The sequence below is a fragment of the Sporosarcina sp. NCCP-2716 genome, assembly GCF_023707985.1.
Classification (GTDB): domain Bacteria; phylum Bacillota; class Bacilli; order Bacillales_A; family Planococcaceae; genus Sporosarcina.
In genome coordinates this window covers 662,403-687,428 of the sequence record NZ_BRCF01000001.1, presented here as the reverse complement: position 1 = coordinate 687,428, position 25,026 = coordinate 662,403, and the positions used below count along the sequence as shown (strand labels likewise).

The window sequence follows — 25,026 nt, the reverse complement described above, 5'->3', positions numbered from 1 at the left end:
CTAAATTTAACTGTTTAGCGCTTATTATACCTATTGCAATAGTCCGACATATGGGAGAAGATAGAGGGAAGAAACGGAGGGACGCTGAATGAAATCCAACGCGGGTATTTCGTATACGACTGAAGACATCGCCGAGCTGCTCCAAGTTTCCAAACTGACCGTCTACGATCTGATCAAAAAAGGCGAAATCGTCGCGTACCGGGTCGGCAGACAGATGCGGGTCGACGCCGATGATTTCGAAGCATATAAAAACCGGATGAAGGGCGGTTCCCCGTTACCGGCTGAGAACCGGGAAACACCCATACCTGAACCGGCGCCGCTTGAGACCGTCAAGCCGGCCGCTTCCGCCCCTCCCCCAGAAACCCGGCCCACGCAGATAGTCATCATCAGCGGACAGGATGTCACACTCGATTTGCTCGCGAATGCCATTTCATCCGCATCGCCGAACTTCCGGACACTCCGCTCGCATACCGGCAGTCTTGCAAGCCTGTTCGCCCTCGTCCAGGGGGAGGCCGACTTGGTGAGCACCCACCTGTTCGACGGGGATACGGGATCTTACAACCTGCCATACATCCGCCGCATCCTGACCGGACGGGAATATACGGTCGTCCATCTGCTTAGCCGGACAGCCGGTTTCTACGTCCAGCCCGGCAATCCAAAACAGCTTACGGGCTGGCGGGACCTGAACCGTAATGACATCCGGTTCGTCAATCGGGAGATCGGCTCGGGAATCCGCGTGCTGACCGATGAACGGCTCCGGCTTGAAGGCATCCTGCCGAAAACCGTCCATGGTTATGATAATTTCGAACAGACCCATCTGGCGGTCGCCAGCAAAGTCGCTTCCGGCGAAGCGGACGTCGGAGTCGGCATCGAAAAGACGGCCCAGCTCGTCGGCGCCGACTTCGTACCGCTCGCTGCCGAGCAGGTCGACCTCGTCATGCTGAAACGCCCGGACAATGCAGCATTCCGGGATACGGTCCTCAGCACCCTGCAGTCCGCCGCCTTCAAAAAAGAATTGGCCGCCATCCAGGGCTATGACTTCAGCCGGCTCGGACAGATCCTCTATGACACCCCGTAGCTTTTGGCTGCGGGGTGTTGTCCGTTTCCGGAGTTTCTGTGCATCCGGCTTGGCGGCTGGCCATTTTGCTCATGAATCCCTGAAAGTGATCATAAATCCTGGTTTTCGCTCATAAATACCTGAAAACGCTCATAAATATCAGATACCGCTCATAAATTCTGTAAAACGCTCATAAATCACGATTTCCGCTCATAAAATCAAAAAAACGCTCATAAACCCGGATTTCCGCTCATAACCCCCTCCCCGCCCCCGCCATTCACCAGCCAATCGCCTATCAGCTTTACATAATATTATTATCGTCTTCAACTCCCTGTTTCCGCCCGCAAAAAAAGGCATCCGCCAAAGCGGATACCGGTCTTCTCTTAATCATTCATCTTTCGCAGGCGGACGTTCGAAATGCATGCGGACGTCGACTTCATATTTGTTGTAGCGCAGTTTCAGCAGTTTGAACAAATGGGTAGTCAGCACTTTCAGCAATGCATAGCCCGGTATCCCGACGATGACACCCGGGATGCCGAACAGCGAACCGCCCGTCAGCAGGACGAAGATGATCGTGATCGGGTGGATGTGCAGCGTCTTGCCCATGATCTGCGGGGAGATGAACTTCCCTTCGATCACTTGGACGATCGTCCAGACGATGGCCAGCTTGACGAGCATGAACGGTGACGTCACGATCGCGATGATGATCGCCGGAGTGATGGCGATCACCGGACCGAGATAAGGTACGACACTCGTGAACATGGCGAGCACGCCGAGCAGGAGTGCGTATTTCATGTCGATGATCAGGAAACCGATCGTGACCATCGTGCCGATACAGACCGCCACGAGGATCTGTCCTTGTATGTATGCACTGATCTGTTTGTCCGCATCGCCCATGATCGACTCTGCATCGTCCCTCATACGGGGCGGCAGCAGTTTCATGACGTACCCCGGCAGTTTATCGCCGTCCTTCAGCATGTAGAAGAGGATGATCGGCACCGTGACGATCGACAGGATGATGCCCGTCAATTTAGAGATGAAGACCGTCAGTCCCGACGCGATCCCTCCGAGCGTATCGGCGATCGTCTGTCCGATGTTCTCCAGACCGGAGTCTAGAAGTTCCGCAGCATTGATGTCGAGCTGATTGTAATACGGCGCGAAGATCGAATGGCTCAGGAACGAATCGAGCGTGAGCACGAGTTCGTTGAAGTACGTCGGGAACTCGTCGACCAGCTTCCAGAACTGCAGTTTCAAAAACGGCAGGACCAGGAAGACAAGCAAAGTGATCAGTCCGATCGCCGTCAGGAAGATGATAGCGATGCCCCACGTTTTCGGGATCCGCGCTTTCTCCAGCAGCTGCAGCAGCGGCCGGAGCAAGTAGAACAGGATCGCAGACAGCACGATCGGCAGCACGACCACCGAGAAGAGCACACGGAATGGATAGAAGATGAACGAGATCTTATCAAAAATCATAATATTGACGCCTGCCAGCAGCAGGACGATCAGGATGAAAAGCGTCGTTTTCCCCCCGAGGAACCGGATGATCCGATCCTTCACCGGGCCGCCGGACGCTCCGTTGCCATTTCGGTTTTGCGGTTCGTACTCTTCTGCCACAGCTTTCACCCTTTCAAGGTCAGCGGGCGGGCCCTCCATCGAGGAACGCACGCACCGCCTGCCGATTTTCTTCCAGGTTCACTTCGATTACAGAGCCTGCATGTGAATAGTCCGCGAACGAATAGGAACCTTTCACCGGCACAGTCATCGTTTCAATATCCGCACCGCCCGAAACGAGCAGACTGACGATGCGCGACAGTTCTTCTTTCGACGTCAAATCGGTTTGGATCGTCTGTGACAGCACACCGGCGATCTTCGGCGCCCGCACGAGCATGCCCGGTGTCCTCGCCTGGCGTTTGACCGCTGTGAGCACTTGCTGCTGACGTCGCACCCGGCCGAAATCCCCTTCTGCATCTGCCCGGAAGCGTGCGTAGCCGAGGAGTTCCTTCCCATTCAGCTGGTGGGTGCCCGCCATCAGCGACACGCCGATCTTCTCGGACATCTCCTTTTCCACGTCGATCTCCACGCCGTCCGGGAATGCCGCGTCGGCGATCGTTTCGAAATTATCGAAATCGACAATCGCATAATGATGGATCGGCAAGTCGAACATGCCGGTGATCGTGTCCTTCGCCGTCTGGACGCCGCCCAAGTAATAGGCTGTATTCAGTTTGTACGATTTGAAGCCCGGGATGTCTGCGTAAATATCACGCATGAACGACACGAGTTTCATCGTCTTCGCCTGCTTGTCCCACGAAAGCACCATTATCGTATCGGTCCGTGAACGGCCGCTGCCGTCGTCATCCGCACCGAGGAGCAAGTAATTCTCGACGGAGGAAGCGGCCGGATCCTGGAGATCGCCTTCGAAACTACCGGGTTCGATCGCATTTTTCGCAGCCGCCCGCTTGCCCGCCATATATTGATAAGACGCAAAAAGTCCTGCCCCGATGAACGCGACGAGCAGACAGGTCAGCAGCACTCTGCCTTTCCTCAATCTCCGCCGCCTGCGCCGTTTCGGGTGCGGGCCTTCATAATGTTCTGCCATGTATCTATTCCCCCAATGATGAAGTCACAAAACAGGACGCCCCGCTCGGTCCCTGGTTGCATGCCGGGTCTCCATTATATCATGCTCAATCGCTTTACACCTGTTCGGCGAGCGGCTACTATTAAAGCATTCAGGTTATTGAAGAAAGGTGTAATGCAGATGGCGAATTTCGAAAAAGCGGTCTTCGCAGGCGGCTGTTTCTGGTGCATGGTCAAACCGTTCACGGAATGGGACGGTATCGAGGAAGTCGTGTCCGGCTATATGGGCGGCACAATCGAGAACCCGACGTACGAGCAGGTGAAAGCCGGGGATTCCGGTCACTTGGAAGTCGTGGAGATCACATACGATCCGGACAAGTTCCCTTACGCGCAGCTGCTGCCGATCTACTGGGAGCAGATCGACCCGACCGACGCAGGCGGCCAGTTCCAGGACCGCGGGCATTCCTATACGACCGCCATCTTCTATACGACGGACGGCCAGCGGGAAGCTGCTGAACAGTCGAGGCGGGATTTGGAGAAGAGCGGCAGGTTCAGTAAACCGATCGTCACGGACATCCGTCCTGCAGAGCGATTTTATCCGGCAGAAGACTACCACCAGGATTTCTATAAACGTGAAAAGGCAGCCTATGAAGCCGACCGCGCCCAGTCCGGACGCGATGAATTCATCAATGCCCATTGGAAAGACCGCAGCTGACTGCGGTCTTTTTCATATACTCCCAAACGTATTACAGTAAATAGAAGCCGATCGCCATGATCAGGTACGCCGCAAACAGGATCAGCCCCTCGAACCAGTTCGACTCCCCGTCGTTCGATAAGTTGATGACGAGCAGAGCTGCGGTCACCATTGCGACCAATTCCTGTATCGTGAACACGAGAGGCATCTCGACAGGCATGAATAATGAGATAAGCACGAGGGCCGGTGCGACGAACATCGCGACCTGAAGTGTTGACCCGACCGCGATCTCGACGGAGACGTCCATCCGGTTCTTCATCGCCATCGTCACGGCAGACACGTGCTCCGCTGCATTACCGACGATTGCGACGATAATGATCCCGATGAACAGCTCCGACCAGCCGAACTGACGGCCGAGCGTCTCGAATGTGCCGACGAGCCGTTCGGAGACGAATGCGACGGCGACCGTGCTCAGCAGCAGGACGAGGATCGATTTCCCCTTGGTCCATTCCGGCACTTCCTCTTCAACCGTCTCCTCATCCCCCGAAGCGAAGACCCCCCGGTGTGTGACGAGTTTGAAAAACAGCCCCGCCAGGTAGATGGCGATCAGTATGACCGAAATCCCGACACTCAGATTGAACGTCTTCGCCGGGTTCATCGAAATCGAAAACACTTCCGGTATGATGAATGCGATGATGATTGCAAAAATGAGCAGGCCTGAATTATACCGTGCGTCCTGCAGGCTGAAGCGCTGGCGTTTGAACTTCACCCCTCCTGCGAAGAATGACAGGCCGAGCACGAGCAGCAGGTTGCCGAGCACCGAACCTGTCAATGAGGCGAGCACGATACCGATCAGCCCGGCTTTCAATGTAAAGATGGAGATGATCAGTTCGACGGCGTTGCCGAAGGTGGCATTGAGCAGCCCTCCGATCCGCGGTCCGCTCACGATGGCGAGACTCTCCGTCGCCCGTCCGATGAATCCGGACAGGCCGATGATCGTGATACAGCTGAGGACGAACATGAGAATGTCCGACCAGTGCAGGAACGCACCGATCGCGACAACAGGCACGCCTGTGAAAACTACGATTGAAAAGATACGATTCATCTTCCCTCTTCCTCCTTTCTGACATTCTTCTATACCCACTTTCCGCTGCGTGCGGCAGGACCGACGAAAAAAATGGCCGCTTCCCTGCTAACTGGATTTTCCAGGACTGAAACTATGAAAATAGGTTATACATAAGGTGGAGTGATATCCATCACATAACGTTACAGAAAAAAGACAAAGGACGTGCCTTCATGAGTAAAACGACGAAAGAAGACATTCAGCAGTATGCAAAGGAGGAGAATGTGAATTTCATCCGCCTGCAGATCACCGACATTCTCGGGATGATCAAAAGCGTGGAGATCCCGGTGAGTCAGCTCGGCAAAGCGCTCGATAACAAGATGATGTTCGACGGGTCATCCATCGAAGGCTTCACGAAAATCGAAGCATCGGACATGTACCTCGTCCCGGACCTCGATACATGGATGGTGTTCCCGTGGGCGTCAGGCACCGGCAAAGTCGCGCGGCTGATCTGTGATGTCTGCCAGGCGGACGGTTCCCCGTTCCCCGGTGATCCGAGAGGCAATTTGAAACGAGTGCTGAAAGAGATGGAAGCAATGGGCTTTACACAGTTCAATCTCGGACCCGAGCCGGAGTTCTTCCTTTTTAAACTGGACCGTCACGGGGAACCGACGATGCATGTGAACGATGACGGCGACTATTTCGACTTCTCGCCGCTCGACCTCGGTGAAGACTGCCGCCGGGATATCGTCCTGCAGCTCGAGGAGCTCGGCTTCGAAGTGGAAGCGTCCCACCATGAATCCGCTCCCGGTCAGCATGAGATCGATTTCAAATATGCGGACGCCTTGAAAGCATGCGACAATATCCAGACGTTTAAACTCGTCGTCAAGACAATCGCCCGCGAACACGGCCTGCATGCGACGTTCATGCCGAAGCCGATTTTCGGTGTGAACGGATCTGGCATGCACTGCAACGTGTCCCTGTTCAAAGACGGACAGAACACGTTCTATGACGAACAGACGGACGATCAGCTGAGCACGACAGCGTATCAGTTCATGGCCGGCGTCCTGAAGCACGTGAAGGGGATGACCGCAATCACGAATCCGATCGTCAACTCCTACAAGCGGCTTGTTCCCGACTACGAAGCGCCTTGTTACATCGCCTGGTCTGCACAGAACCGCAGCCCGGTCGTCCGGATTCCCGCTTCACGGGGCTTGAGCACGCGCATCGAACTCCGGTCCGTCGATTCTGTGGCGAATCCGTACCTCGCGCTCGCTGCCATCCTGAAAGCCGGCCTGAGCGGCATCGAGCAGCAGCTAGACCCGGGACAGCCGTGTGACCGCAACCTCTATGACATGTCCGAACAGGACCTGAAGGAAGAAGGCATTTCCATGCTGCCGACCGACCTCGACCATGCCCTGTTCGCGCTCGACGGCGACCCGGTCGTACAGGAAGCCCTAGGGCCGCACATCTACCGAAACTTCCGCGAGGTGAAACAGAAGGAATGGGACAGCTACCGGATCACCGTCCATCCGTGGGAGATCGATGAATACCGCAAAATCTACTGACCTGCACTTAAGCCGGACACCCCTGCGTGTCCGGTTTTTACATGGACTGAAAACCGACACAAAAAACTTCTTGTCAAGCGGTCGCTGTTTCCGTAATATAAAAAAATATTAAGCAGCCGTGACAGTGCGCTAATATGAAACCGACATGAAGGAAGTGGCCTGATGAGGAAGACAACCAAAGACGATATCCGCAAGTACGTGAAAGAAGACAACGTCAATTTCGTCCGACTGCAATTCACCGACATCCTCGGGATGATCAAAAACGTCGAAATTCCGATCAGCCAGCTCGACAAAGCACTGGACAACAAAATGATGTTCGACGGCTCTTCCATCGAAGGGTTTGTCAGGATTGAAGAATCGGATATGTATCTCATCCCCGATCTGGATACATGGATGGTATTCCCATGGCCGTCCGGTACGGGAAAAGTGGCGCGCCTGATCTGTGATGTGTCCCTCGCGGACGGACAGCCGTTCCCCGGCGACCCGCGCGGCAATCTGAAACGGGTGCTCCGCGAGATGGAAGACATGGGCTTCACCGACTTCAACCTCGGACCGGAACCTGAATTCTTCCTCTTCAAACTCGACAGCAGCGGCCAACCGACGATGGAACTGAACGACCATGGTGATTACTTCGATTTCGCCCCGCTCGACCTCGGGGAGAACTGCCGCCGGGATATCGTCCTCGAACTGGAAGCGCTCGGCTTCGAAGTAGAAGCGTCCCACCACGAAGCAGCACCCGGCCAGCACGAAATCGATTTCAAATATGCCGATGCACTCACGGCGTGCGATCATATCCAGACGTTCAAACTGGTCGTCAAGACGATCGCCCGCAAACACGGACTGCACGCAACGTTCATGCCGAAACCGCTGTTCGGTGTGAACGGTTCCGGCATGCACTGCAACATTTCGCTGTTCAAGGACGGCGATAACATGTTTTTCGATGAACACGGCGAGCGCAAACTGAGCAGCACCGCCTACCAGTTCATGGCCGGCATTCTCGAACATGTCAAAGGGTTCACTGCGATCACGAACCCGACGGTCAACTCCTACAAGCGTTTAGTACCGGGCTACGAAGCGCCGTGCTATATTGCCTGGTCCGCCCAGAACCGGAGCCCGCTAATCCGCATTCCGGCTTCCCGGGGCTTGAGCACCCGTATCGAAGTGCGCTCCGTCGACTCGGTGGCGAATCCGTACCTGGCCCTTGCCGCTATCCTGAAAGCGGGGCTCGACGGAATCCGCCGCGGACTCGATCCCGGCGAGCCATGCGACCGCAACATCTATGAGATGAATGCTGATGAACTGACAGAGGCCGGCATCGTCACCCTGCCGACAGACCTCGACCACGCCCTGCTTGCGCTGGCGGAAGACACGGTCGTCCAGGAAGCGCTCGGCAGTCATATTTACGCGAACTACAAAGCGGCGAAACAAGCGGAATGGGACAGCTACCGCATCACCGTCCATCCATGGGAGCTCGACCGTTACATGAAGATCTATTGACCGAAGCAAAGGAAGAGCCCGGAATCTCCGTATGGGAGGTTCCGGGCTCTTCTTCTGATCAGGCGTTCTGTGTATGGGCCGCTTTCATCTCTTCGAATTCCTTGTCGGAGCATAATACGAAATGCTCCGGCGCAATCTCTCGGAATTGGACTGTGTCGCCGGCTCCGTACTGGTGATCCTTCGGGTTGTATGGGGTCCGCACACGCGTACGTTCATACCGCGGATCCGGAAGCGGAATCGCCGACAGTAGCGATTTCGTATACGCATGCATCGGGTTGCGGTACAGTTCCTCCGCAGGTGCCATTTCGACAAGCTTGCCGAAATACATGACACCGATCCGGTCCGAAATGTATTTGACCATCGACAGATCGTGGGCGATGAACAAATACGTCAATCCCCGTTCTTCCTGAAGTTCTTTCAGCAAGTTGACGACCTGTGCCTGGATGGACACGTCAAGTGCCGAAATTGGTTCGTCCGCGATGATGAACTCGGGATCGACCGCAAGTGCACGGGCGATCCCGATCCGCTGACGCTGACCGCCAGAGAATTCGTGCGGATAGCGTTCGGCGTGCTCCCGGTTCAGTCCGACGGTTTCAAGAAGCTGAATGACACGGTCTCTCCGCTCTTTCCGTGATTTCGCCAAGCCGTGGACGTCGATCCCTTCAGCGATGATGTCCATGACTTTCATCCGCGGGTTCAGTGATGCGTACGGATCCTGGAAGATCATCTGCATCTTGCGGTTGAATTCCTTGTTGGCTGATTTCGATTTCTTGTCCTGGACATTGACGCCGTCGAAGAGGACTTCCCCGTCTGTCGCGTCATACAGGCGGATGATCGTTCGTCCGGTCGTCGATTTCCCGCAGCCGGACTCACCGACCAGCCCGAAAGTCTCTCCCCGGTTGATGGAGAAACTGATGTCGTCGATGGCGCGCACTTCCGACGGTTTGCCTTCATTGAAATACTGTTTCAGGTTTTTCACTTCGAGTAATACATCAGCCATTATGCACGCCCTCCTGTCGCTTCGTAGTAACGGCTTCCCGGGAATGTCCGCATCCGTTCGATGATTGCAGCGGGTGGTTCCACTTGTGGTGCCTGCGGATGCAGGAGCCATGTAGCCGCATAGTGCGTTTCGCTCACTTGGAAGAACGGCGGCGGTTCCTCCATGTCGATCTGCAGCGCATACTCACTCCGCAATGCGAAAGCATCGCCTTTTGGCGGGAACAGCAAGTCTGGCGGCGTTCCTGGGATTGCGTACAGTTTCTCCTCGTTGACGTCCATCGACGGCATCGAGCTCAACAGACCCCACGTGTAAGGATGTTGCGGGTTGTAGAATATTTCATCGACCGTGCCGATTTCGACGATCTTGCCGCCGTACATGACAGCCACGCGGTCCGCGACGTTCGCCACGACACCGAGATCATGGGTGATGAAGATGATGGATGTGTCAATCTTCTTCTGGATGTCCTTCATGAGCTCGAGGATCTGTGCCTGGATCGTTACGTCAAGCGCAGTTGTCGGTTCATCCGCAATGAGGATCTGCGGGTTGCACGCAAGCGCCGTCGCAATGACGATCCGCTGACGCTGACCGCCTGAGAACTGGTGCGGATACATTTTGTACCGGTTTTCCGCATTCGGGATGCCGACCATCGCAAGCAGTTCGATGGCGACTTTTCGGGCTTTCGCCTTGCTCACTTTCTGGTGCTTCAAGATCGGCTCCATGACCTGTTTGCCGATCGTCATCGTCGGATTCAGGGAAGTCATCGGGTCCTGGAAGATCATCGAGATATCTTTGCCGCGGATCTTCTGCATTTCCTGTTCCGGGAGCTTCGTCAGATCTTTTCCGTTGAAGAGGATTTCCCCGTTCTTGAACTCGGAGCTCGACTCCGGCAGCAGCCGCATGATCGACTTGGTCGTTACCGACTTACCGGATCCCGACTCCCCGACAATCGCCAGTGTCTCTCCTTTGTTCAAATCGAAATTCACGCCGCGGATCGCTTTCACTTCTCCTGCAAATGTATGGAAGGAAAGCTCCAGATCTTTCACTTGTAATATTTTAGTCATACCGCTTTCCTCCTTATCAGTCTTTCATCTTCGGATCGAGTGCATCACGCAAGCCGTCACCGATCAGGTTGAAGGCAATCATGAGAACACTGATTACAATTGCGGGGAACAGCAGGACGTACGGCTGGTGTTCCATCACTTTGTAACCATCATTGATTAGCGTACCAAGAGAGGCATTTGGCGGTTGAAGCCCAATTCCGATGAAACTCAAGAAAGCTTCAAAGAAAATCGCATTCGGAATCGTAAACATCGTATTGATGATGATAATACCGAGCACGTTTGGCATGAGGTGCTTCGACATAATCTTTTTATCATTCGTTCCGAGTGTCCGGGCAGCCAGTACAAACTCCTGGTTTTTAAATTTCAAGATTTGTGCTCGTACGATCCGTGACATCCCGATCCAGCCGGTAATGGAAATTGCAATAATGATCGCTTTGATTCCCGGCTCCATGATCATCAGCATGAGGATGACGACGATGAGCGTAGGGATTCCGATCAGAATTTCTACGATCCGCTGCATGATATCATCCGTCCGGCCGCCGAAGTATCCGGAGACCCCGCCATAGATGACACCGATCACCAGATCGATCATCGCTGCGACAAACGCAATCAGAAGCGAGATCTGAGTACCCTGCCAAAGGCGGGTGAATAGATCCCGGCCGAGGCCGTCTGTTCCGAACCAGTAGTATTCATCGACTTTCTTCATTTCGTACAGATCGATTTTCTTGCCGCCGAGGTTCCCGACACCGTCCATGACACCGAGGTTTTCGATCCCCTGCATTTTAGGAGGCAGGTTCGCATGACGCAGATTTTGTGTCGTGCCATCATGGCCATTCAGATGAGGACCGACGAGTGCCAGGATGATCATCAGCACGAGGACGACCAAGCTGACGACAGCCCCTTTGTTTTTGCGGAGACGCAGCCAGGCATCCTGCCAGAAACTCAGACTCGGTTTTGCAATTCGCTCGGCGTGGTCACTGTTCAGCGTGATGCGCTTGAATTTGTCTTGAGGCAGCTGTTCGTAATCTTTTTGCATTATGATTTCCCTCCAGCCAAGCGGATACGCGGATCAATAACACCGTATAATATATCCACAATGAAAATGACGACAATAAGAAATGCCGAGAAGAACAACGTCGTTCCCATGATTGTTGCAAAGTCGTTTACCATGATGGAAGAAACGAACTGTTCCCCGATACCAGGAATCGCGAAAATCTTTTCAACAACGAGCGATCCGGTGACGAGACCTGCGGCAACCGGACCGAGAACGGTGACGAGTGGGATGAGTGCATTCCGGAACGCGTGCTTGAAGGCGATTTCGAACTTATTAGCGCCTTTTGCTTTCGCAAGCGTAATATAATCCGAACTCATCACTTCGATCATCTCCGTACGGATGAATCGGGCAGAAAGTGCAAGCGGTCCCATCGCGAGTGCGAGTGAAGGAAGGATACTGGACTTCCAACCGTCATTCCAGAGTCCGACCGGGAGCAAATGCCACTGGGACGCGACATAGTACTGTAAAAGTGCCGCAAATACGAAAGAAGGTATGGAGGTTCCTAGTATGGCTAGGAACGTACTGCCATAATCCCAGAAGGTGTTCTGCCTGAGAGCAGCAAGCATCCCGAGCAGAATTCCGATAATTGTCCCAAACACCATCGCCTGCGCACCGAGGATGAAGGACGGCTTGATTCGTGAGGCGAGCAAATCATTGACGCTTTTGCCTTTAAAGGCAAATGACGTACCCAAATCCCCTTTCGCCAGGTTTTTCATGTAAATGGCGTATTGCACCGGTGTCGGTTTGTCAATTCCGTATTTCTTTTCGACAATCGCTTTCTGCGTGTCATTCAGTTTGCTATATGACGCAATCGGCGAACCCGGCAATGTTTGCATTAGAAAAAAAGTTGCAGTCGCAATGAGGAACATTGTGATGAACATGTAAATGATACGTTTACCAATATATTTAACCATAGTGCACCTCCAGATCTATGTACCGCTTTATGTTAACCCGTTCATCACGAGTTGTTTTCGAATTGAAAGCACTTACATAACATTCGCAATACTCGTTGTTATTAAAAAGAGAGTATATGGCGGACTGCCGCCATATACTCTCGGTTATTCAGTTGCGATCGATTACTCTTTCCCTGAAATGTAAGCCCACTTGAAGCTGTAGTCAGCACCGAACGGGTGGCTGGCAAGGCCTTTGAAGTAAGGCTTTTCAAGGAAGATTTCACCTTTTTGATAAATCGGTGCGATTGCAGCTTCATCATCGAGAAGGATCTTTTCAGCTTTTGCGAATGCTTCATAGCGCTCTTCCGGCTTCAATGCAAGGTCGCCTTTCGAGTCAGCGATCAGCTGGTCATACTCTTTGTTCGAATAAGACATCAAGTTGTTCGTACCATCAGTTACGAACAGGTCCAGGAAGGAAATCGGATCCTGGAAGTCAGGGCCCCATCCGGAAACTTGGATGTCGTAGTCTTGTGCACTGTCAAGCTCGAGACGTACTGCGAAAGGTACTTCTTTCAGCTTGATTGTCAACCCTTCGAGGTTCGTTTCAAGCTGGGACTTGAAGTACTCATCCATCTTTTTCGATGTTTCTGTGTCTCCGCCGAGGATTTCAAGCTCCAGGCTGTCCACACCGAGTTCATCCAGACCTTTTTTCCAAAGGTCTTTCGCTTCGTCGACGTTGTACTCAAGGTGGTTTCCGCTAAGTTCACGGAAGTCTTTTTTGTTTTCGTCATAAGCGAAATCTTTTGGCACAAGGTAGTAAGCCGGCAAAGAACCGTTAGCCAATACTACATCTGCAAGGTCTTCTTTTTGGAACGACTTTGCAATCGCTTTCCGGATGTTCACGTTTGCGAGTGGTGTTTCTTTTCCACCCTTAAGCTGGTTGAATTTGAAATAGTAAACTGCCGTGTCGGGCTGCTTCACCACTTCTGGGTCGTCTTGGTATTGCATCGCCAGGTCGCCGGTAAGAGCTGCCCGGTCCAATTTACCATCTTCGTACAATTTCACACCTGTTGCTGGGTCTTTAACAACGTTGACGTTGATCTGAGTAAGCTTGACATTTTCTGCATCCCAGTAGTTGTCGTTTTTCTTATAAACCCAGCTGTCTCCTGTGCCATCCCATTCAGTTAAGACGAATGGTCCGTTATAGAGGAGGTTTTCAGAGTTTGTTGCATAAGCGTCGCCTTTTTCAGTGACGAACTCTTCTTTTTGCGGGTAGAACGTTCCGAAGGACATAAGTGACAGGAAGTAAGGAACCGGACGCTCGAGTGTTACTTCGATTGTCTTCTCGTCTTTTGCTACGATACCGAGTTCTTTCTTGTCCATTTTGCCTTCACTGATCGCTGTTGCATTCTTGACAGATCCGGACATCATGAACGGACCGTAAGGAGATCCAGTGTCAGGATCGATTGCGCGCTGCCATGCGAACACAAAGTCGTCTGCTGTGACTGCAGAGCCATCAGACCATTTAGCATCACGGAGCTTGAACGTGTAAGTCAAGCCGTCTTCGCTAACTACCGCTTCTTCAGCAGCCATTGCCGGTTCAGCAATGTTCTCTGCGTTGAGGCGGTACAGCCCTTCATTCACGTTGTTCAAAACGTTGAATCCGACTGCATCTTCGACAATTGCCGAGTCAACAGATGGGATAGCTGCCAATTCATCCAGATTCAGAATCTGCTCAGCATCCGGCTCGCCGTCTTCTTTCTTCGGTGTTTCAGTTGCCGAACCTTCATCTTTGTTGCCGTCATCTTTTGAACCTTCTTCTTTTTTATCCGAGCCGCCACATGCAGCAAGGAAGATGCTTAGTACTAATGTCATTGCCATTAGTAACAGCCACTTTGTGTTCTTCAAGGTCATTCCCCCTTTTTATAATTGTCTGAAGAATTAACACTATTTCATTATACAATCAAATTCTCTTAAGTCAAAGTGTTTTTTACAAAAAATTTTACTTGGCATAACCAAACAACGAATTCGAATAGTTGTAGAATTGTGTCGGTAAGCGGTTTCTCGGTACTTTTTGCTTTGTCTAAACGAATAATCTACTGTATGATATATAATGAATTATTACGATATACGAAATTGAGGTTAGAACTTTGAAAAAAATCACATTGTTTTTTTTAATCGGACAGCTTATTATTTTCATTCTGTCTTTTCTGTCAAAAGGCGGTCTTTCACTCCTCTCCTATATTAATATCTCATTCTATATAGGCGGTCTGCTGCTGCTTGCAGGAGGTTTTATCTACATCTTCCGGACAGGATCATTTGATTTTTTCACGAGCAGTATGCGAAAAGTCTTGTCCCGCCGTCATATGAAGGAAGAGATGGAGACAATGAGGAAACCATCCGAGGTGTTCTCGGCAAGTCCGCGCCTCCTCTTCCTGACGGGCATCCCGATCCTGCTCTGCATGCTTGTCGCTATGGGGTTCTTCTACCGTTGAACTTGCATGCGCTGAAGTGTTTATGCACAATGGAATAGTGGTACAACTAGGTAAGCAGGGTAATTAGAAGACGACAGTCAGAATGGAGTGGGTTGTGGAATGGAAATACTGCTATATGCCAGCGCAGCAATCGCGGCATTATCACTGCTCCTCATCGCAATTTTTGTCATCAAAGCTGTGAAAAGCGTCAACAAGACGAAAGATGAGGTTGCGGAGTCCATCAAGGATCTGCAAAGCAGACTGAATGGCGTGACCAGCCAGGCAAATGAGCTGCTCGCCAGCACGAACCGCATCACCGAAGATGCTGAACGCAAACTGCAATCATTGAACAGCGTAGCCAAGACCGCTGAGAAACTGGAAGAATCGACGAATCACTTGAACCGTTCCTTCCAGGCACTCGCAGATCAGATCGGCAATCCGGATCCGAAATACAAGGATCTGATGCAGAAAGCGAACACCGTAACCGGAATTGCAGCGAGCATCTTCTACCGTGCGAAGCGGGAAAGAGCGAAACAGACGGACTTTGATTTCAGTACTCCGAAGTCACGCAGAAATCAGCAGCAGGTCGAACTGCTGCCGGCGCCGCAGAAACGGCTCCCTGAACCGAAACGCAAAACAAACTAATGAGGTGATGCAGATGGATTGGATGGGAATTGGCGTGTTGATCATCGGGATCGCCTTTGCAGTATTGGTCGTGATCCTCATCAAACCGCTGAAAAATCTAGGAGATGTGACAGAGAACTTGAAACAGACGACAGCCAAGCTGCCGCATACAGTCGAAAGTGTCACCGGTCAAGCCCAGCTGGTACTGAACACGAGCAACGAAACGATCGGCAATGTGAACCAGCAGGTGAATGAAATCACACCGCTTTTCCAGATTGTCGGAGATACAGGGGAAGCGGCCCGCTCGCTCACCCACTCTGCACTTGAGAAATCAGCTAACTTGAAGACACGCACAACAGAAGCGTCGGGACTTTCCCGCCGTGAACGGTACCAAGGTCTGTACGGCCTGCTTTCGTTCCTGTTCTATCTCCAGCAGAACAAAAAGGAAATCAAAGTGAAGGCAGATGTCCTGAACAAATAACAGATGTGCCCGCCAGCGCCGCATGCGCTGGCTTTTTTGTATGGTTTTGGCGGGTGGAGGGTCGCTGTGTAGACGGGTGGGGTCATACATACTGACGTGTGCTCATAAATTACGGAAAACGCTCATAAATCGTGGAAAACGCTCATAAATCACGTATATCGCTCATAAAATCCAGAAACCGCTCATAAACCCGGAAAAGCGCTCATAAAACGAGAATACCGCTCATAAATCCTGAATACCGCTCATAAACCATACCACCTCCCCTCTAAAACCCTCTCCCCCCAGCCGACCGCAAACAAAAAGCACTGGCAGCCGCCAGTGCTCTTCCTGTCCATTATTTTTTTTCATTCACAGCTGCGGCCGCCTGGGCTTTCATCCGGTCGATATCAGCGGAACGTTTTTGACCTGCCTCCGCCATCGTCCCGGGGCGCGGATAGCTCTCCGGCTGTTTCAATGCTTTACCTTTACGGACTGCGTAATACCCGAGGGCCGCTGTCCCATAAATGCCACCGATCGATTTGCTGCGCTTCGCTTCGTCAGCACCTTCGACTTTCCGTTTCGCCGACTCGGTCACATTTTGCAGCGACGCGGTCAGATTGCGTGTCGTATTGCCGAGATCCCCTGCCACCTGGAACAGCGGTGTCAGATTGCCGAGCTTCGTATTGACGTCGGCCAGCGTGTCATTGGAATGACGGATCAGCTGTCCCGTCTCCCCCAACACACCATCCAGTTGTTCCGGCAGCTGGTCGAGTGTCTTGTTAACTCCGCCGAGCGTTCCTGCAATTCCATTCAGCACGCGCCCTATGTAGATAGCGAGCACTAGAAATCCGGCGCCGATGAGAAGGACGCCTAAACCCGTTAAACTCATCTTCATCCCTCCAGAGACATTCGATTATTTTGTAACATTCTCCGCTTTCTTCCACGTCGAGAATAGACTGGCGGCAAGTTCGCCGATGTGGATCGCACCGACGAACGGTTTTGTTCCGGGAAGTCCCGGTTCGTCCGCATAGCGGCCGGTCAAATCACTGATCCCTTCAGCTGCTGTTTCAGCAGTATCGCCTGCGTTTTCGACCGTTTCCACTAAACTTGTCAGCGCATCCAGCTTGACCTGCACATCCACTGCGGAAGATCGTGCTTCCACGAGGGTCAGCTCCAATTCATGGATGGAGTTTTCCATTTTGCTTTCCATCTGTTTCGCCGTATGTCCGACAGTCGTTATCAGACCGGAAATCCGAGTGAGCAGTATACATAAATAGACGGCGAACACAGCAAACGATACAGCAATCAGAAAAACACCAATATGGGTTAGCATCATCCAAATATCCCTCCTTCTTATTTGTGTATACCACAAATGCCAGCTGAATATGCACCCCGACGACTTACAGAGCGCTCTTTTAGCGGCTGTCTGCAGAAAAGATGAGTTTTCTTTCGGAAAAAGGGGAAACTGTTATAGATATTACTTACTGAGGAGGAGATCGAATTGGAAAGAAGTTCATCGACAGAACGGTATCAGCCGGTCACATCCAAGAATAGCGGCGATGTAGTGGAAGTGCTGCCGGATCTCGCTTATTTGACCGACCAGATCGTCAACGTCATTTTCGTCGGCAACCCGGAACCCGGGAATCCGTGGGTGCTGGTCGATGCCGGCATGCCGAAGTCGGGCGGCAAGATCATTGAGAAGGCGGAAGAGCGTTTCGGCAAGGACCGTCCTCCGGAAGCGATCGTACTGACGCACGGTCACTTCGACCATATCGGCGGTATCATCGATATTCTGGAGAAATGGCATGTGCCGGTCTATGCCCACCCATTGGAGCATCCGTATTTGACGGGCAGCGAAAATTATCCCGATCCGGACGTCACTGTGGAAGGCGGTATGCTCGCGAAGCTATCGTTCCTTTTCCCGACTGATCCGATCGTCATCACGGAGTTTCTGGAAGGTCTCCCTGAAGACGGAACCGTCCCTCCGCTCCCTGGATGGCGGTGGATCCATACCCCTGGCCACTCCGCCGGCCATGTCTCCTTCTTCCGGGACGCTGACCGGGCGCTGATCGCCGGTGATGCCTTCGTCACCGTGCGTCAGGACCAGCTCTACAAAGTGATGACACAGGAGAAGGAACTGACAGGACCTCCCCGTTATTTGACACCGGACTGGACAGCCGCCGAATCGTCTGTCCATACGCTGAACGGGCTCAAGCCTGCTTATGCGGTGACCGGCCACGGCGAGGCGGCCGAAGGCGCATGGCTGACCGAGCATCTAGACACGCTGGACCGTCACTTCAAGGAGCTTGCTGTACCGGATCATGGAAAGTACGTGAAGGACGAGGAAAAAGGGAACGGCCGCTGACTTCTCCCCATTCACGAAAACCTTTATACTGTGTGTATAAGGGGGTCTGAAGATGAATATCCACGGACAGGAAGTGATCGGTGTTCAGGTGGACAGCGAAACACGCTGCCTTCATTACCATTCTGAAATCGACCGGATCGCCATCAAATTCCATTGTTGCGATACGTACTTTCCCTGCTATGAATGCCATGATGAACTTGGCTGCGGAAAGGCGGAAGTGTGGCCGCATTCCCGTTTTGCTGAGAAAGCGGTCCTTTGCGGAGCGTGCGGGCATGAGCTGTCGGTGAGTGATTACCTCGCCTGCGCTTCCGCCTGCCCTTCCTGCAGCGCCCCTTTCAACCCGGGCTGCAGCCTGCACGCCGATCGTTATTTCGGGACAATGACGTAAAAGAGCAGACCTGTCTACACGGTCTGCTCTTTTTCACTTCATCGGAACGAACTGAAGGTCTGTCCGCTTTGTTCCCGTTTCTTCGTAAGCTTTCAGGAATCCGATATCCGAAATCCTCTGTTTCGGTATCTCCTTATACGGATAGCTGACGCTAAAAGGTGATTCAAATGGAAAATCTTCGACAGCGATCACTTCCGTATCTGTAAAACGGATTGCGAGCCGGTGGTGAGGCAGCCCGTCAAGTGTTTCGGGTGAAGGGATGCCGTTCACGAAAAATGGATGTTCGTTTTCCTTGGACACGCCCGGCTCGTTCACGCAGGCGTATAGCGAAAAATTATCGCCGAACTGCAGAAGTGCATAATGTTCATGAAAAAGTTTCAGGTTGAAATCAGCCATGGATTCCGACAGCCGCCTTCTCCGGCTCTCCTCCCTCTCAAGAAACTCTGCTGACTCCTCCCCGTCCTTCCGGTTGACGAAATGCGAGTAATGTTCACTGCACAACATGGCTGCATATGGGTCGACCGCTTCCACCGTATCGATGCCGTGTCTGTAAAGCACCAATTTTGACAGCAGCGGGAAATCGGTGAACCGGTATGGTGCCTGTTTGCCGTCATTCCAGAACGGCTGCCGGTCAAACGGAGCCCAGCCGACGTCGTGCAGCCGGATGGCCGTCAAGACGGACTGCCTGAGATCAGTCTCCGGAAACAACTCTTCCTTCCAATTATCCATGATCTGCTCAGCAAGCAGTCCATGGCAGTTCTGTTCAATCAGTATGAATGACTCTTCCCTCTCCCGTACGATCACTTGCCTCCACTTCCTTTCTTGTATTTCCCTTCCCTTTTCCGGTAAGTTCAATCAAAAAAACACCTTTCCTGAAGAAAAGTGCTGATGTCAGAGGATATGGATGCCGTCCGCTTCGAGCATCTGTTGAAGTTCACTGTACTTCGACCGGCTCAAAGGGATTTTGTGGCCATTTGTCAATTCGATGGCGTACGATCTTGAAGCTGAATCGGCTTCGACCGAGACGATCTGGTGAAGCGGGACGATGAAAGACTGATGGGCGCGATAGAAACCGAACGGCTCGAACATCGCCTCGATCTCTTTCATGGAGTCACTGGACAGGAACGCCGTCTGCCCGGTCACAATCGAAATTTTGCGGCCGCTCTTCTCGATATATAAAATATCCGCCACATTCACGATACGGATGCCGCCTGCCACTTTCATACCGATTTTCCGATCGGGCGGCGCCGTCCTTGCACGTTCCCCGAATGCCTGCTCGACGGCGGCCATCGTCTTCTCGAGACGGAAGAAGTTGATGGGCTTGATGAGGAAGTCGAGGGGCCGGTAATCGTAGCCGTCAAGCGCAAAGCCGGCATGGCCTGTCACGAAGATGACTTTCATGGATGGGTAGGCCGACCTGATATGACCCGCCAGCTCAAGGCCCGTGATGTCGCCGATCTCGATGTCGAGGAACACGAGATCCGCTTCATGGCTCCTCAAGTAATCGAGCGCAGCCTTGCCGCTGTTCACCGTCTGGATGATGCGGATGAACGGAAATGACGTCAAGTCCGCACTCAGCAGATCGATCGCCTGCTGGTCATCATCGACGAGCAATGTCCTGATTTCCATACGACTCCCCCTCCCGTCAATAGTCTTCCGTATTCTCCGGTATCCTGACGTGGATCGTCAGCCAGCCGTCAGTCAGCTCCGGGTAGATCATACCGTAATGGGCTTTGACGATCTTTTCGACGCCTGCCAGTCCGATTCCTTCATGCGTCCCTTTTGTCGAGAAGCCCGGCTCGAACATGTGCAGGATCTGCTCATCACCCGCCCCTGTCCGGTTTTTCACGCGGATTACATAGTATCGTTTCTCCTTGCTGATTTCAACGGACAGCTGCCGGTCAGCAGGAGGCAGTAACGTCAGTTCCTCAGATGCATTCTGGATCAGGTTGCCGAGAATCTTGTTCACATCATAGACGGATACCGGTATCCCGCGCAGATCATCGAATATCGAAAAGTGGATCGCGATGTCCTGCCGTTTCGCCGCTTCCGCCTGGGTATTCAGCATCGCACTGAGCGCTGGGTGAGCGAGCGGCAGCAGCTCATTCACGTCCTGCACCTGCCGCACGACTTCGCCGATATAGGCGTCAGCTTCTGCATACTTCTTGTTCTTCAGCAGGCCATACACACTTGTCAGATGGAAGTTGAAGTCATGCCGCTGTGAACGGATGACGGTGAAGAATGATAACAGATCCTGCTGGTACTGCTGGTCCAAATAGAATTTCTCCTGGGTAAGTTTCTGTTCGAGGAACGTCTTCAGGAAAACGAGCAGGATGGCGAGCATGAGGATTGCCCATCCAGTGATGAACAGACGGTATGCCGTCGAAAAGAAGTCGCGCTCGATCACTGTATATTGAAGGAAGAGGTTCATCAGCACAATCAGCAGGGCACTGACGCCAAGCGCATTCCTGTAGGACGAAGCGCCTTCACCGCCGTCCGACGCCCTTCTGAACACCTCGGCCGGAATGAGTACAGGTTTCAGCCGGACGGCAGCCATCACTGCCAGCAGATGGTTCAGCAGGATGAACAATTCCATCACGAGCTCGATGAACCGGTCCGCCTGCAGGCCGGCCTGTCCGATCGCCAGCTGGAACAGATTGCGTTCCACGAGATCGACGACAGCAAGCTGGTATGTCCAGGCAGCCAGCAGTACGAAACCTGCCTGCAGAAGCGGCATCTTAACGAAAAAGATCAAAAACGGGATGAGCAGCACATAGACAATCCCGCTGTTCAGCGAAACACCTGTGACGTTGCCAAAGACCGCGAAAATCACTGCCGCCGCGATTGCGGAAGCCAGCAGTTTCCCCCGGCTCCTGTTTGCCTGACTGCCGGCCGCGATCTGGCCGAGAATGAGTCCTGAACAGACGGAAGCTGCTGAAAATACGATTGTTTGAATTCCCATACCGTTATCACCTGACCGATTTCTACTGATGAAAGTATACCATAGACCATGAAACCGGCGAAATCATCGGAATTGAAAAACTCCTCTGCCCGGTTAAGGGAGAGGAGTTCCAATCATTCGGGATGGATGGTGACAACACTGATCGAGTGTTCAGGCGCCCATTCTGCGAGGAACTGTTTCCAGTCATCGAGCGTCAGCTGCTGAATCGCCGGGATCTGTTCGAAATATGAAAGTCCGCGGTTGCGGTACCAGATCATGCCCTGCGCGTTGTTCTCGATCGAATTCATGCGGCGCAGCATCTTGCCGATCGTCCGGCGCTTCAATCGCTCGAACACACTTTCCGTCACTTCAGCTGAGCGGAGTGAGCGGAGTTGTTTCTTCAGCAGGTCCGCGAGCTCATTCGGTGATGCCGTGTTGCTTCCAATCATGCTGAATCCGAACGACTTATCCACGACAGACGTGAACAGGAACGAGGAGTCGATCAGTTCGGCATCTGCCAGTTCTTTGTAACACGGGCCGCTGCGGCTGTAGAAATGGTCGAGTGTCATGCTCGTCAGCAATTTGCGGCGGCCGAGTTCATCAGACCCGATGTCCCGGGCATATTCTTTCACGCCGAGCATCAGTTTCGGCATGCTGACGCTCATGCGCAGCGTCCGTTCCGCTTCATGGACAGCAGGTGATTCTTCCGGATGCACCGCTTCGAACGGGCCGATTTCCGGGAACGTCTTCTTCTCCTGGTTGGCGCGGATAAGTTCCATCATCTCCGTCGTATCGAAGTTCCCCGCCAGGCAGAACGTCATGTTGGACGGGTGGTAGAAAGTCCGATAGGCGGACAGGAGCTGCTCCTTCGTCATGGAGTTGATGGTCTCCAGTGTGCCGAGCACTTCGTTCCTCACTGGGTGTTTTGAGAACAAGGCTTCCTGGACAGCAAGGTAGATCCGCTGGTCAGGCATGTCTGCGTACATCTGGAACTCCTGGCTGATGATCCCCTTCTCTTTGTCGACAGTTTCGTCTGTCAGATACGGGTCCTGCACGAAATCGAGCAGCAGCTCTGCATTTTCCTTCACGTGGCCGACAGTCGTGAAATAATAGGACGTCTCCGAATCATTCGTATAGGCATTGGCATCTGAACCAAGCTTTCCGAACTCCGAGTAGACATCGTAGTCGCCTTTGTCGAACAACTTGTGTTCCAGGTAGTGGGCGGTTCCTTCAGGGATCCGGACGGGTTCCCCGCTGCCCTGCGGGATGAATTCAAGATCGGCTGCACCGAAGTCCGCTGTGAAGATGCCGAATGTCTTGTTCATACCCGGCTTCGGGATAAGGATCACCTGCAGTCCGTTCGGCAGCTGTTCGGTATAGACGGTTTCGTCAACTGTTTGATATTCCATCTTGTTCATCGGCCTGCCTCCTCACTCGTCAGCAGGAAGACGGTGTCGAGGTCCAAATCACGGACCGCCCGCACGACGTCTTCCCGTGTGATCGTTTTGAATGTCTCCGCCATGTCGACGGGCGACTTGCTGCTGCCAGTCAGCACTTTCTGGTACTCGGTGGCAACCATTCCGGCCACGGAGTCAAGGGATGTCTGATAACTGCCGACGAGCATGGTCTTCGAATCTTCAAGGTTTTCGTCGGAGAACGACCCGTCCTTCAAGATGGCGATTTGTTCTGCAATCAGTTTGCGTGCCGCTTCATAATCATTCGGAGCGATGCCGCAGTAGACGAATAGTTTGTCGCTGTACATGTCGAGGTCCGCCCCTACATAATAGGCCAGGCTGTGCTCTTCGCGGATTGTCGAGAAGAGGAGCGAGCCGGGATGTCCGCCGAGGAGGACACTGCCGACCATCAGCGCTTCGAAATCCGTATCCCGGAACGTCCTCCCGGTCCGGTAGCCGATATGCAGCTTCGCCTGCTGGATCTGTTCCGTTTCGGTGAACGTTTTGACATCAGACGGTTTTGCGGCTTGAGCAGGCAGTGCAAGACCTGTTTCCAGCTGTTCCGCTGAGCGCGGTCCGTCTGTCACAGTTTCGGTGATGATCCGGCGGTTTCTTTTAAAATCAAGATCACCTGCGACGAACAAGTCAAAGCGCGCAGTCGCCAAAAGCTCACGATAGGCGGCAAGCAGACTGTTCGGCGTAATCGCTGCCAAATCTTCCAAATAGCCATTCGGATGCACTGAATAGCGTTCGTCCGGTGCCATCTCGTCCAGCAGCCGCTCATCGGCATAGGCGGCGCGGTCGTCCTTCGCGGATTCAAGCGCTTTTTTTAGTTTCTCTTTTTCCTGCTCGACGACTCGGGGATCGAATCCATCCCCTTCTGTTCGCGGGTGGTACAGGATTTCATTCAGAAAACGGTAGACGTTTTCGGCCAGATCATCCTCCCCTCCGATGAACCGTTCGTTCGCAAACTCGAGCTGGACAGTCAGTACATGACTGTTCCCTGCTGTACTCGGATAGATGACGAGTGAAGCGCCGTACAGGTCGTCGAGGTGCTCCTGCATCTCTTTCGCTGTCGGGTATTCACTGCAGCCCGCGCGGAGTATGCCCGGCAGCAGCGTGCGCTCCGTTATCGTCTTCCGGTCGAGCAGTGTCTGAAGCTTGCATTCCACAGTTACAGTTTTGACATTCTTGTTTTCGATCAGATGGAGCGTCATTCCGTTCACCTTCTGATCCTCAGCTGAAATTTTTGTCATGATAGTGCTCCTTTCCCTGCTTCAGCGGTCCATAAAATAACCGGCAAACCGGTAAAGACTCTGGTTTGCCGGTATAGCGTCCGCTTATTCCTGTTCGAAATCGTTTTCGATCACTTCATACACTTTGTCACGGTCAGGATGGCCGTCCGCGATGAAGTAAAGGAAGTCGCCTTTCGCGTTCATCGGGATCTCTCCGGACTCCCCTTCGAATGTCATCGTCACTTTGCCCTCTTCTTTTGCGGACTTCAAATTTTCACTGTCCGGATCCATTTTGTAGATTTGAAGCGGCAGCATGTCTTCTCCATCGATTTCGACTTCCATCACTTGCTGTGTGCCTTCGATATCCGCAAAACCGGTTTTCTTCTCGCCGACTTCGAGGCCCGCTTTCTTCAGCAGGTCGATGATCTTATCAAAATTCGGATCGACCGGGTCGACGTCTTCAGCCACCGGTTCGTCAGCTGTCCCGCTGTCCGTTCCGGCTTCCTCTCCTGCCGGTGCAGCCGGCTTGTCATCCGCCTTCTTATCCCCGCCGCAAGCTGCAAGCGCCGCAGCGACAATCCCTACCATGAGCAAAAAAAGCACTTTTTTCATCTTTTCCATTTT

Annotated in this window: 25 protein-coding genes; 9 read left to right on the top strand and 16 right to left on the bottom strand. The window is 52.9% G+C overall.

The window, feature by feature from the left end:
• Nucleotides 1-88 precede the first annotated feature (88 nt).
• A complete protein-coding gene (locus tag NFU03_RS03560) occupies nucleotides 89-1,078 on the top strand; it encodes a helix-turn-helix transcriptional regulator (RefSeq protein ID WP_251636146.1) in 990 nt (329 codons plus the stop codon).
• A 366-nt stretch (nucleotides 1,079-1,444) separates the two neighbouring features.
• On the opposite strand, the gene NFU03_RS03555 is transcribed toward NFU03_RS03560, so the two are convergent.
• Together NFU03_RS03555 and NFU03_RS03550 are read right to left on the bottom strand one after the other, a co-directional pair.
• Nucleotides 1,445-2,614: an AI-2E family transporter gene (locus NFU03_RS03555; RefSeq protein WP_251636223.1), complete on the bottom strand. Its 1,170-nt coding sequence runs from the start codon at nucleotides 2,612-2,614 to the stop codon at nucleotides 1,445-1,447.
• A gap of 76 nt (nucleotides 2,615-2,690) precedes the next feature.
• The gene (locus tag NFU03_RS03550) at nucleotides 2,691-3,653 is read right to left on the bottom strand and encodes an LCP family protein (RefSeq protein WP_251636144.1); all 963 of its coding nucleotides are present in this window, start codon (nucleotides 3,651-3,653) and stop codon (nucleotides 2,691-2,693) included.
• A gap of 159 nt (nucleotides 3,654-3,812) precedes the next feature.
• On the opposite strand from NFU03_RS03550, the gene msrA reads away from it, so the two are divergent.
• The gene (msrA, locus tag NFU03_RS03545) at nucleotides 3,813-4,346 is read left to right on the top strand and encodes a peptide-methionine (S)-S-oxide reductase MsrA (protein WP_251636143.1); all 534 of its coding nucleotides are present in this window, start codon (nucleotides 3,813-3,815) and stop codon (nucleotides 4,344-4,346) included.
• A 31-nt stretch (nucleotides 4,347-4,377) separates the two neighbouring features.
• Here the strand turns inward: msrA and cax are convergent, their stop codons facing one another.
• Nucleotides 4,378-5,430: a calcium/proton exchanger gene (gene cax, locus NFU03_RS03540; protein WP_251636142.1), complete on the bottom strand. Its 1,053-nt coding sequence runs from the start codon at nucleotides 5,428-5,430 to the stop codon at nucleotides 4,378-4,380.
• Nucleotides 5,431-5,621: 191 nt separating this feature from the next.
• Between cax and glnA (NFU03_RS03535) the strand changes: the two genes are divergently transcribed.
• Together glnA (NFU03_RS03535) and glnA (NFU03_RS03530) are read left to right on the top strand one after the other, a co-directional pair.
• Nucleotides 5,622-6,956 carry a type I glutamate--ammonia ligase gene (gene glnA, locus NFU03_RS03535; RefSeq protein ID WP_251636141.1) on the top strand — a complete coding sequence of 445 codons (1,335 nt, stop codon included), beginning with the start codon at nucleotides 5,622-5,624 and terminating at the stop codon, nucleotides 6,954-6,956.
• Between the two features lie 162 nt (nucleotides 6,957-7,118).
• Complete coding sequence (glnA, locus tag NFU03_RS03530) at nucleotides 7,119-8,453, top strand: type I glutamate--ammonia ligase (protein WP_251636140.1); 1,335 nt, start codon at nucleotides 7,119-7,121, stop codon at nucleotides 8,451-8,453.
• Between the two features lie 58 nt (nucleotides 8,454-8,511).
• Here the strand turns inward: glnA (NFU03_RS03530) and NFU03_RS03525 are convergent, their stop codons facing one another.
• The 5 genes from NFU03_RS03525 to NFU03_RS03505 all read right to left on the bottom strand — a co-directional run bounded on the left by NFU03_RS03525 (nucleotide 8,512) and on the right by NFU03_RS03505 (nucleotide 14,369).
• Complete coding sequence (locus tag NFU03_RS03525) at nucleotides 8,512-9,453, bottom strand: ABC transporter ATP-binding protein (RefSeq protein ID WP_251636139.1); 942 nt, start codon at nucleotides 9,451-9,453, stop codon at nucleotides 8,512-8,514.
• Nucleotides 9,453-10,514: an ABC transporter ATP-binding protein gene (locus NFU03_RS03520; protein ID WP_251636138.1), complete on the bottom strand. Its 1,062-nt coding sequence runs from the start codon at nucleotides 10,512-10,514 to the stop codon at nucleotides 9,453-9,455. Before NFU03_RS03520 ends, NFU03_RS03525 begins: the two co-directional genes overlap by 1 nt.
• A 16-nt stretch (nucleotides 10,515-10,530) precedes the next feature.
• On the bottom strand, nucleotides 10,531-11,550 hold the full coding sequence (gene opp3C / locus NFU03_RS03515) for an oligopeptide ABC transporter permease (protein WP_251636137.1): 1,020 nt from the start codon (nucleotides 11,548-11,550) through the stop codon (nucleotides 10,531-10,533).
• Nucleotides 11,550-12,482, bottom strand: coding sequence for an oligopeptide ABC transporter permease (gene opp3b, locus NFU03_RS03510; protein WP_251636135.1), 933 nt, complete (start codon nucleotides 12,480-12,482; stop codon nucleotides 11,550-11,552). Before opp3b ends, opp3C begins: the two co-directional genes overlap by 1 nt.
• A 162-nt stretch (nucleotides 12,483-12,644) precedes the next feature.
• Nucleotides 12,645-14,369, bottom strand: coding sequence for a peptide ABC transporter substrate-binding protein (locus tag NFU03_RS03505; RefSeq protein WP_251636133.1), 1,725 nt, complete (start codon nucleotides 14,367-14,369; stop codon nucleotides 12,645-12,647).
• A 242-nt stretch (nucleotides 14,370-14,611) separates the two neighbouring features.
• Here NFU03_RS03505 and NFU03_RS03500 point away from each other — a divergent pair, with 242 nt between their 5' ends.
• The 3 genes from NFU03_RS03500 to NFU03_RS03490 all read left to right on the top strand — a co-directional run bounded on the left by NFU03_RS03500 (nucleotide 14,612) and on the right by NFU03_RS03490 (nucleotide 16,040).
• Complete coding sequence (locus tag NFU03_RS03500) at nucleotides 14,612-14,956, top strand: DUF3899 domain-containing protein (protein ID WP_309296241.1); 345 nt, start codon at nucleotides 14,612-14,614, stop codon at nucleotides 14,954-14,956.
• A 99-nt stretch (nucleotides 14,957-15,055) separates the two neighbouring features.
• The gene (locus NFU03_RS03495; protein WP_251636131.1) at nucleotides 15,056-15,580 is read left to right on the top strand and encodes a DUF948 domain-containing protein; all 525 of its coding nucleotides are present in this window, start codon (nucleotides 15,056-15,058) and stop codon (nucleotides 15,578-15,580) included.
• Nucleotides 15,581-15,593: 13 nt separating this feature from the next.
• A complete protein-coding gene (locus NFU03_RS03490; RefSeq protein ID WP_251636129.1) occupies nucleotides 15,594-16,040 on the top strand; it encodes a DUF948 domain-containing protein in 447 nt (148 codons plus the stop codon).
• 334 nt (nucleotides 16,041-16,374) lie between these two features.
• On the opposite strand, the gene NFU03_RS03485 is transcribed toward NFU03_RS03490, so the two are convergent.
• Both NFU03_RS03485 and NFU03_RS03480 read right to left on the bottom strand, forming a co-directional pair.
• Complete coding sequence (locus tag NFU03_RS03485; protein WP_251636125.1) at nucleotides 16,375-16,908, bottom strand: DUF948 domain-containing protein; 534 nt, start codon at nucleotides 16,906-16,908, stop codon at nucleotides 16,375-16,377.
• A 24-nt stretch (nucleotides 16,909-16,932) separates the two neighbouring features.
• Nucleotides 16,933-17,355: a DUF948 domain-containing protein gene (locus NFU03_RS03480; protein WP_251636123.1), complete on the bottom strand. Its 423-nt coding sequence runs from the start codon at nucleotides 17,353-17,355 to the stop codon at nucleotides 16,933-16,935.
• Between the two features lie 165 nt (nucleotides 17,356-17,520).
• On the opposite strand from NFU03_RS03480, the gene NFU03_RS03475 reads away from it, so the two are divergent.
• Nucleotides 17,521-18,384, top strand: a complete 864-nt coding sequence (locus NFU03_RS03475) for an MBL fold metallo-hydrolase (RefSeq protein ID WP_251636121.1) — start codon at nucleotides 17,521-17,523, stop codon at nucleotides 18,382-18,384.
• Between the two features lie 52 nt (nucleotides 18,385-18,436).
• Nucleotides 18,437-18,772 (top strand): CHY zinc finger protein, encoded by a 336-nt coding sequence (locus tag NFU03_RS03470; protein ID WP_251636119.1) that lies wholly within the window; start codon nucleotides 18,437-18,439, stop codon nucleotides 18,770-18,772.
• A 33-nt stretch (nucleotides 18,773-18,805) separates the two neighbouring features.
• Here the strand turns inward: NFU03_RS03470 and NFU03_RS03465 are convergent, their stop codons facing one another.
• The 6 genes from NFU03_RS03465 to NFU03_RS03440 all read right to left on the bottom strand — a co-directional run bounded on the left by NFU03_RS03465 (nucleotide 18,806) and on the right by NFU03_RS03440 (nucleotide 25,023).
• Nucleotides 18,806-19,576 (bottom strand): DUF3891 family protein, encoded by a 771-nt coding sequence (locus NFU03_RS03465; RefSeq protein ID WP_251636118.1) that lies wholly within the window; start codon nucleotides 19,574-19,576, stop codon nucleotides 18,806-18,808.
• Between the two features lie 87 nt (nucleotides 19,577-19,663).
• Nucleotides 19,664-20,401, bottom strand: coding sequence for a LytR/AlgR family response regulator transcription factor (locus tag NFU03_RS03460; RefSeq protein ID WP_251636117.1), 738 nt, complete (start codon nucleotides 20,399-20,401; stop codon nucleotides 19,664-19,666).
• Nucleotides 20,402-20,417: 16 nt separating this feature from the next.
• The gene (locus NFU03_RS03455; RefSeq protein ID WP_251636116.1) at nucleotides 20,418-21,734 is read right to left on the bottom strand and encodes a sensor histidine kinase; all 1,317 of its coding nucleotides are present in this window, start codon (nucleotides 21,732-21,734) and stop codon (nucleotides 20,418-20,420) included.
• Nucleotides 21,735-21,847: 113 nt separating this feature from the next.
• Complete coding sequence (gene yfmH / locus NFU03_RS03450) at nucleotides 21,848-23,131, bottom strand: EF-P 5-aminopentanol modification-associated protein YfmH (protein WP_251636115.1); 1,284 nt, start codon at nucleotides 23,129-23,131, stop codon at nucleotides 21,848-21,850.
• The gene (gene yfmF, locus NFU03_RS03445; protein ID WP_251636114.1) at nucleotides 23,128-24,423 is read right to left on the bottom strand and encodes an EF-P 5-aminopentanol modification-associated protein YfmF; all 1,296 of its coding nucleotides are present in this window, start codon (nucleotides 24,421-24,423) and stop codon (nucleotides 23,128-23,130) included. Before yfmF ends, yfmH begins: the two co-directional genes overlap by 4 nt.
• Before the next feature lie 84 nt (nucleotides 24,424-24,507).
• A complete protein-coding gene (locus tag NFU03_RS03440; protein WP_251636113.1) occupies nucleotides 24,508-25,023 on the bottom strand; it encodes a hypothetical protein in 516 nt (171 codons plus the stop codon).
• Nucleotides 25,024-25,026 lie beyond the last annotated feature (3 nt).

Coding starts and splice junctions, on each gene's coding strand:
- NFU03_RS03550 (WP_251636144.1), bottom strand. CDS start 3,653: ATGGCAGAACATTATGAAGGCCCGCACCCGAAACGGCGCAGGCGGCGG.
- cax (WP_251636142.1), bottom strand. CDS start 5,430: ATGAATCGTATCTTTTCAATCGTAGTTTTCACAGGCGTGCCTGTTGTC.
- NFU03_RS03455 (WP_251636116.1), bottom strand. CDS start 21,734: ATGGGAATTCAAACAATCGTATTTTCAGCAGCTTCCGTCTGTTCAGGA.
- NFU03_RS03495 (WP_251636131.1), top strand. CDS start 15,056: ATGGAAATACTGCTATATGCCAGCGCAGCAATCGCGGCATTATCACTG.
- msrA (WP_251636143.1), top strand. CDS start 3,813: ATGGCGAATTTCGAAAAAGCGGTCTTCGCAGGCGGCTGTTTCTGGTGC.
- yfmH (WP_251636115.1), bottom strand. CDS start 23,131: ATGAACAAGATGGAATATCAAACAGTTGACGAAACCGTCTATACCGAA.
- NFU03_RS03490 (WP_251636129.1), top strand. CDS start 15,594: ATGGATTGGATGGGAATTGGCGTGTTGATCATCGGGATCGCCTTTGCA.
- yfmF (WP_251636114.1), bottom strand. CDS start 24,423: ATGACAAAAATTTCAGCTGAGGATCAGAAGGTGAACGGAATGACGCTC.
- NFU03_RS03525 (WP_251636139.1), bottom strand. CDS start 9,453: ATGGCTGATGTATTACTCGAAGTGAAAAACCTGAAACAGTATTTCAAT.
- opp3C (WP_251636137.1), bottom strand. CDS start 11,550: ATGCAAAAAGATTACGAACAGCTGCCTCAAGACAAATTCAAGCGCATC.
- opp3b (WP_251636135.1), bottom strand. CDS start 12,482: ATGGTTAAATATATTGGTAAACGTATCATTTACATGTTCATCACAATG.
- NFU03_RS03485 (WP_251636125.1), bottom strand. CDS start 16,908: ATGAGTTTAACGGGTTTAGGCGTCCTTCTCATCGGCGCCGGATTTCTA.
- NFU03_RS03440 (WP_251636113.1), bottom strand. CDS start 25,023: ATGGAAAAGATGAAAAAAGTGCTTTTTTTGCTCATGGTAGGGATTGTC.
- NFU03_RS03560 (WP_251636146.1), top strand. CDS start 89: ATGAAATCCAACGCGGGTATTTCGTATACGACTGAAGACATCGCCGAG.
- NFU03_RS03520 (WP_251636138.1), bottom strand. CDS start 10,514: ATGACTAAAATATTACAAGTGAAAGATCTGGAGCTTTCCTTCCATACA.
- NFU03_RS03470 (WP_251636119.1), top strand. CDS start 18,437: ATGAATATCCACGGACAGGAAGTGATCGGTGTTCAGGTGGACAGCGAA.
- NFU03_RS03480 (WP_251636123.1), bottom strand. CDS start 17,355: ATGATGCTAACCCATATTGGTGTTTTTCTGATTGCTGTATCGTTTGCT.
- NFU03_RS03460 (WP_251636117.1), bottom strand. CDS start 20,401: ATGGAAATCAGGACATTGCTCGTCGATGATGACCAGCAGGCGATCGAT.
- glnA (WP_251636141.1), top strand. CDS start 5,622: ATGAGTAAAACGACGAAAGAAGACATTCAGCAGTATGCAAAGGAGGAG.
- glnA (WP_251636140.1), top strand. CDS start 7,119: ATGAGGAAGACAACCAAAGACGATATCCGCAAGTACGTGAAAGAAGAC.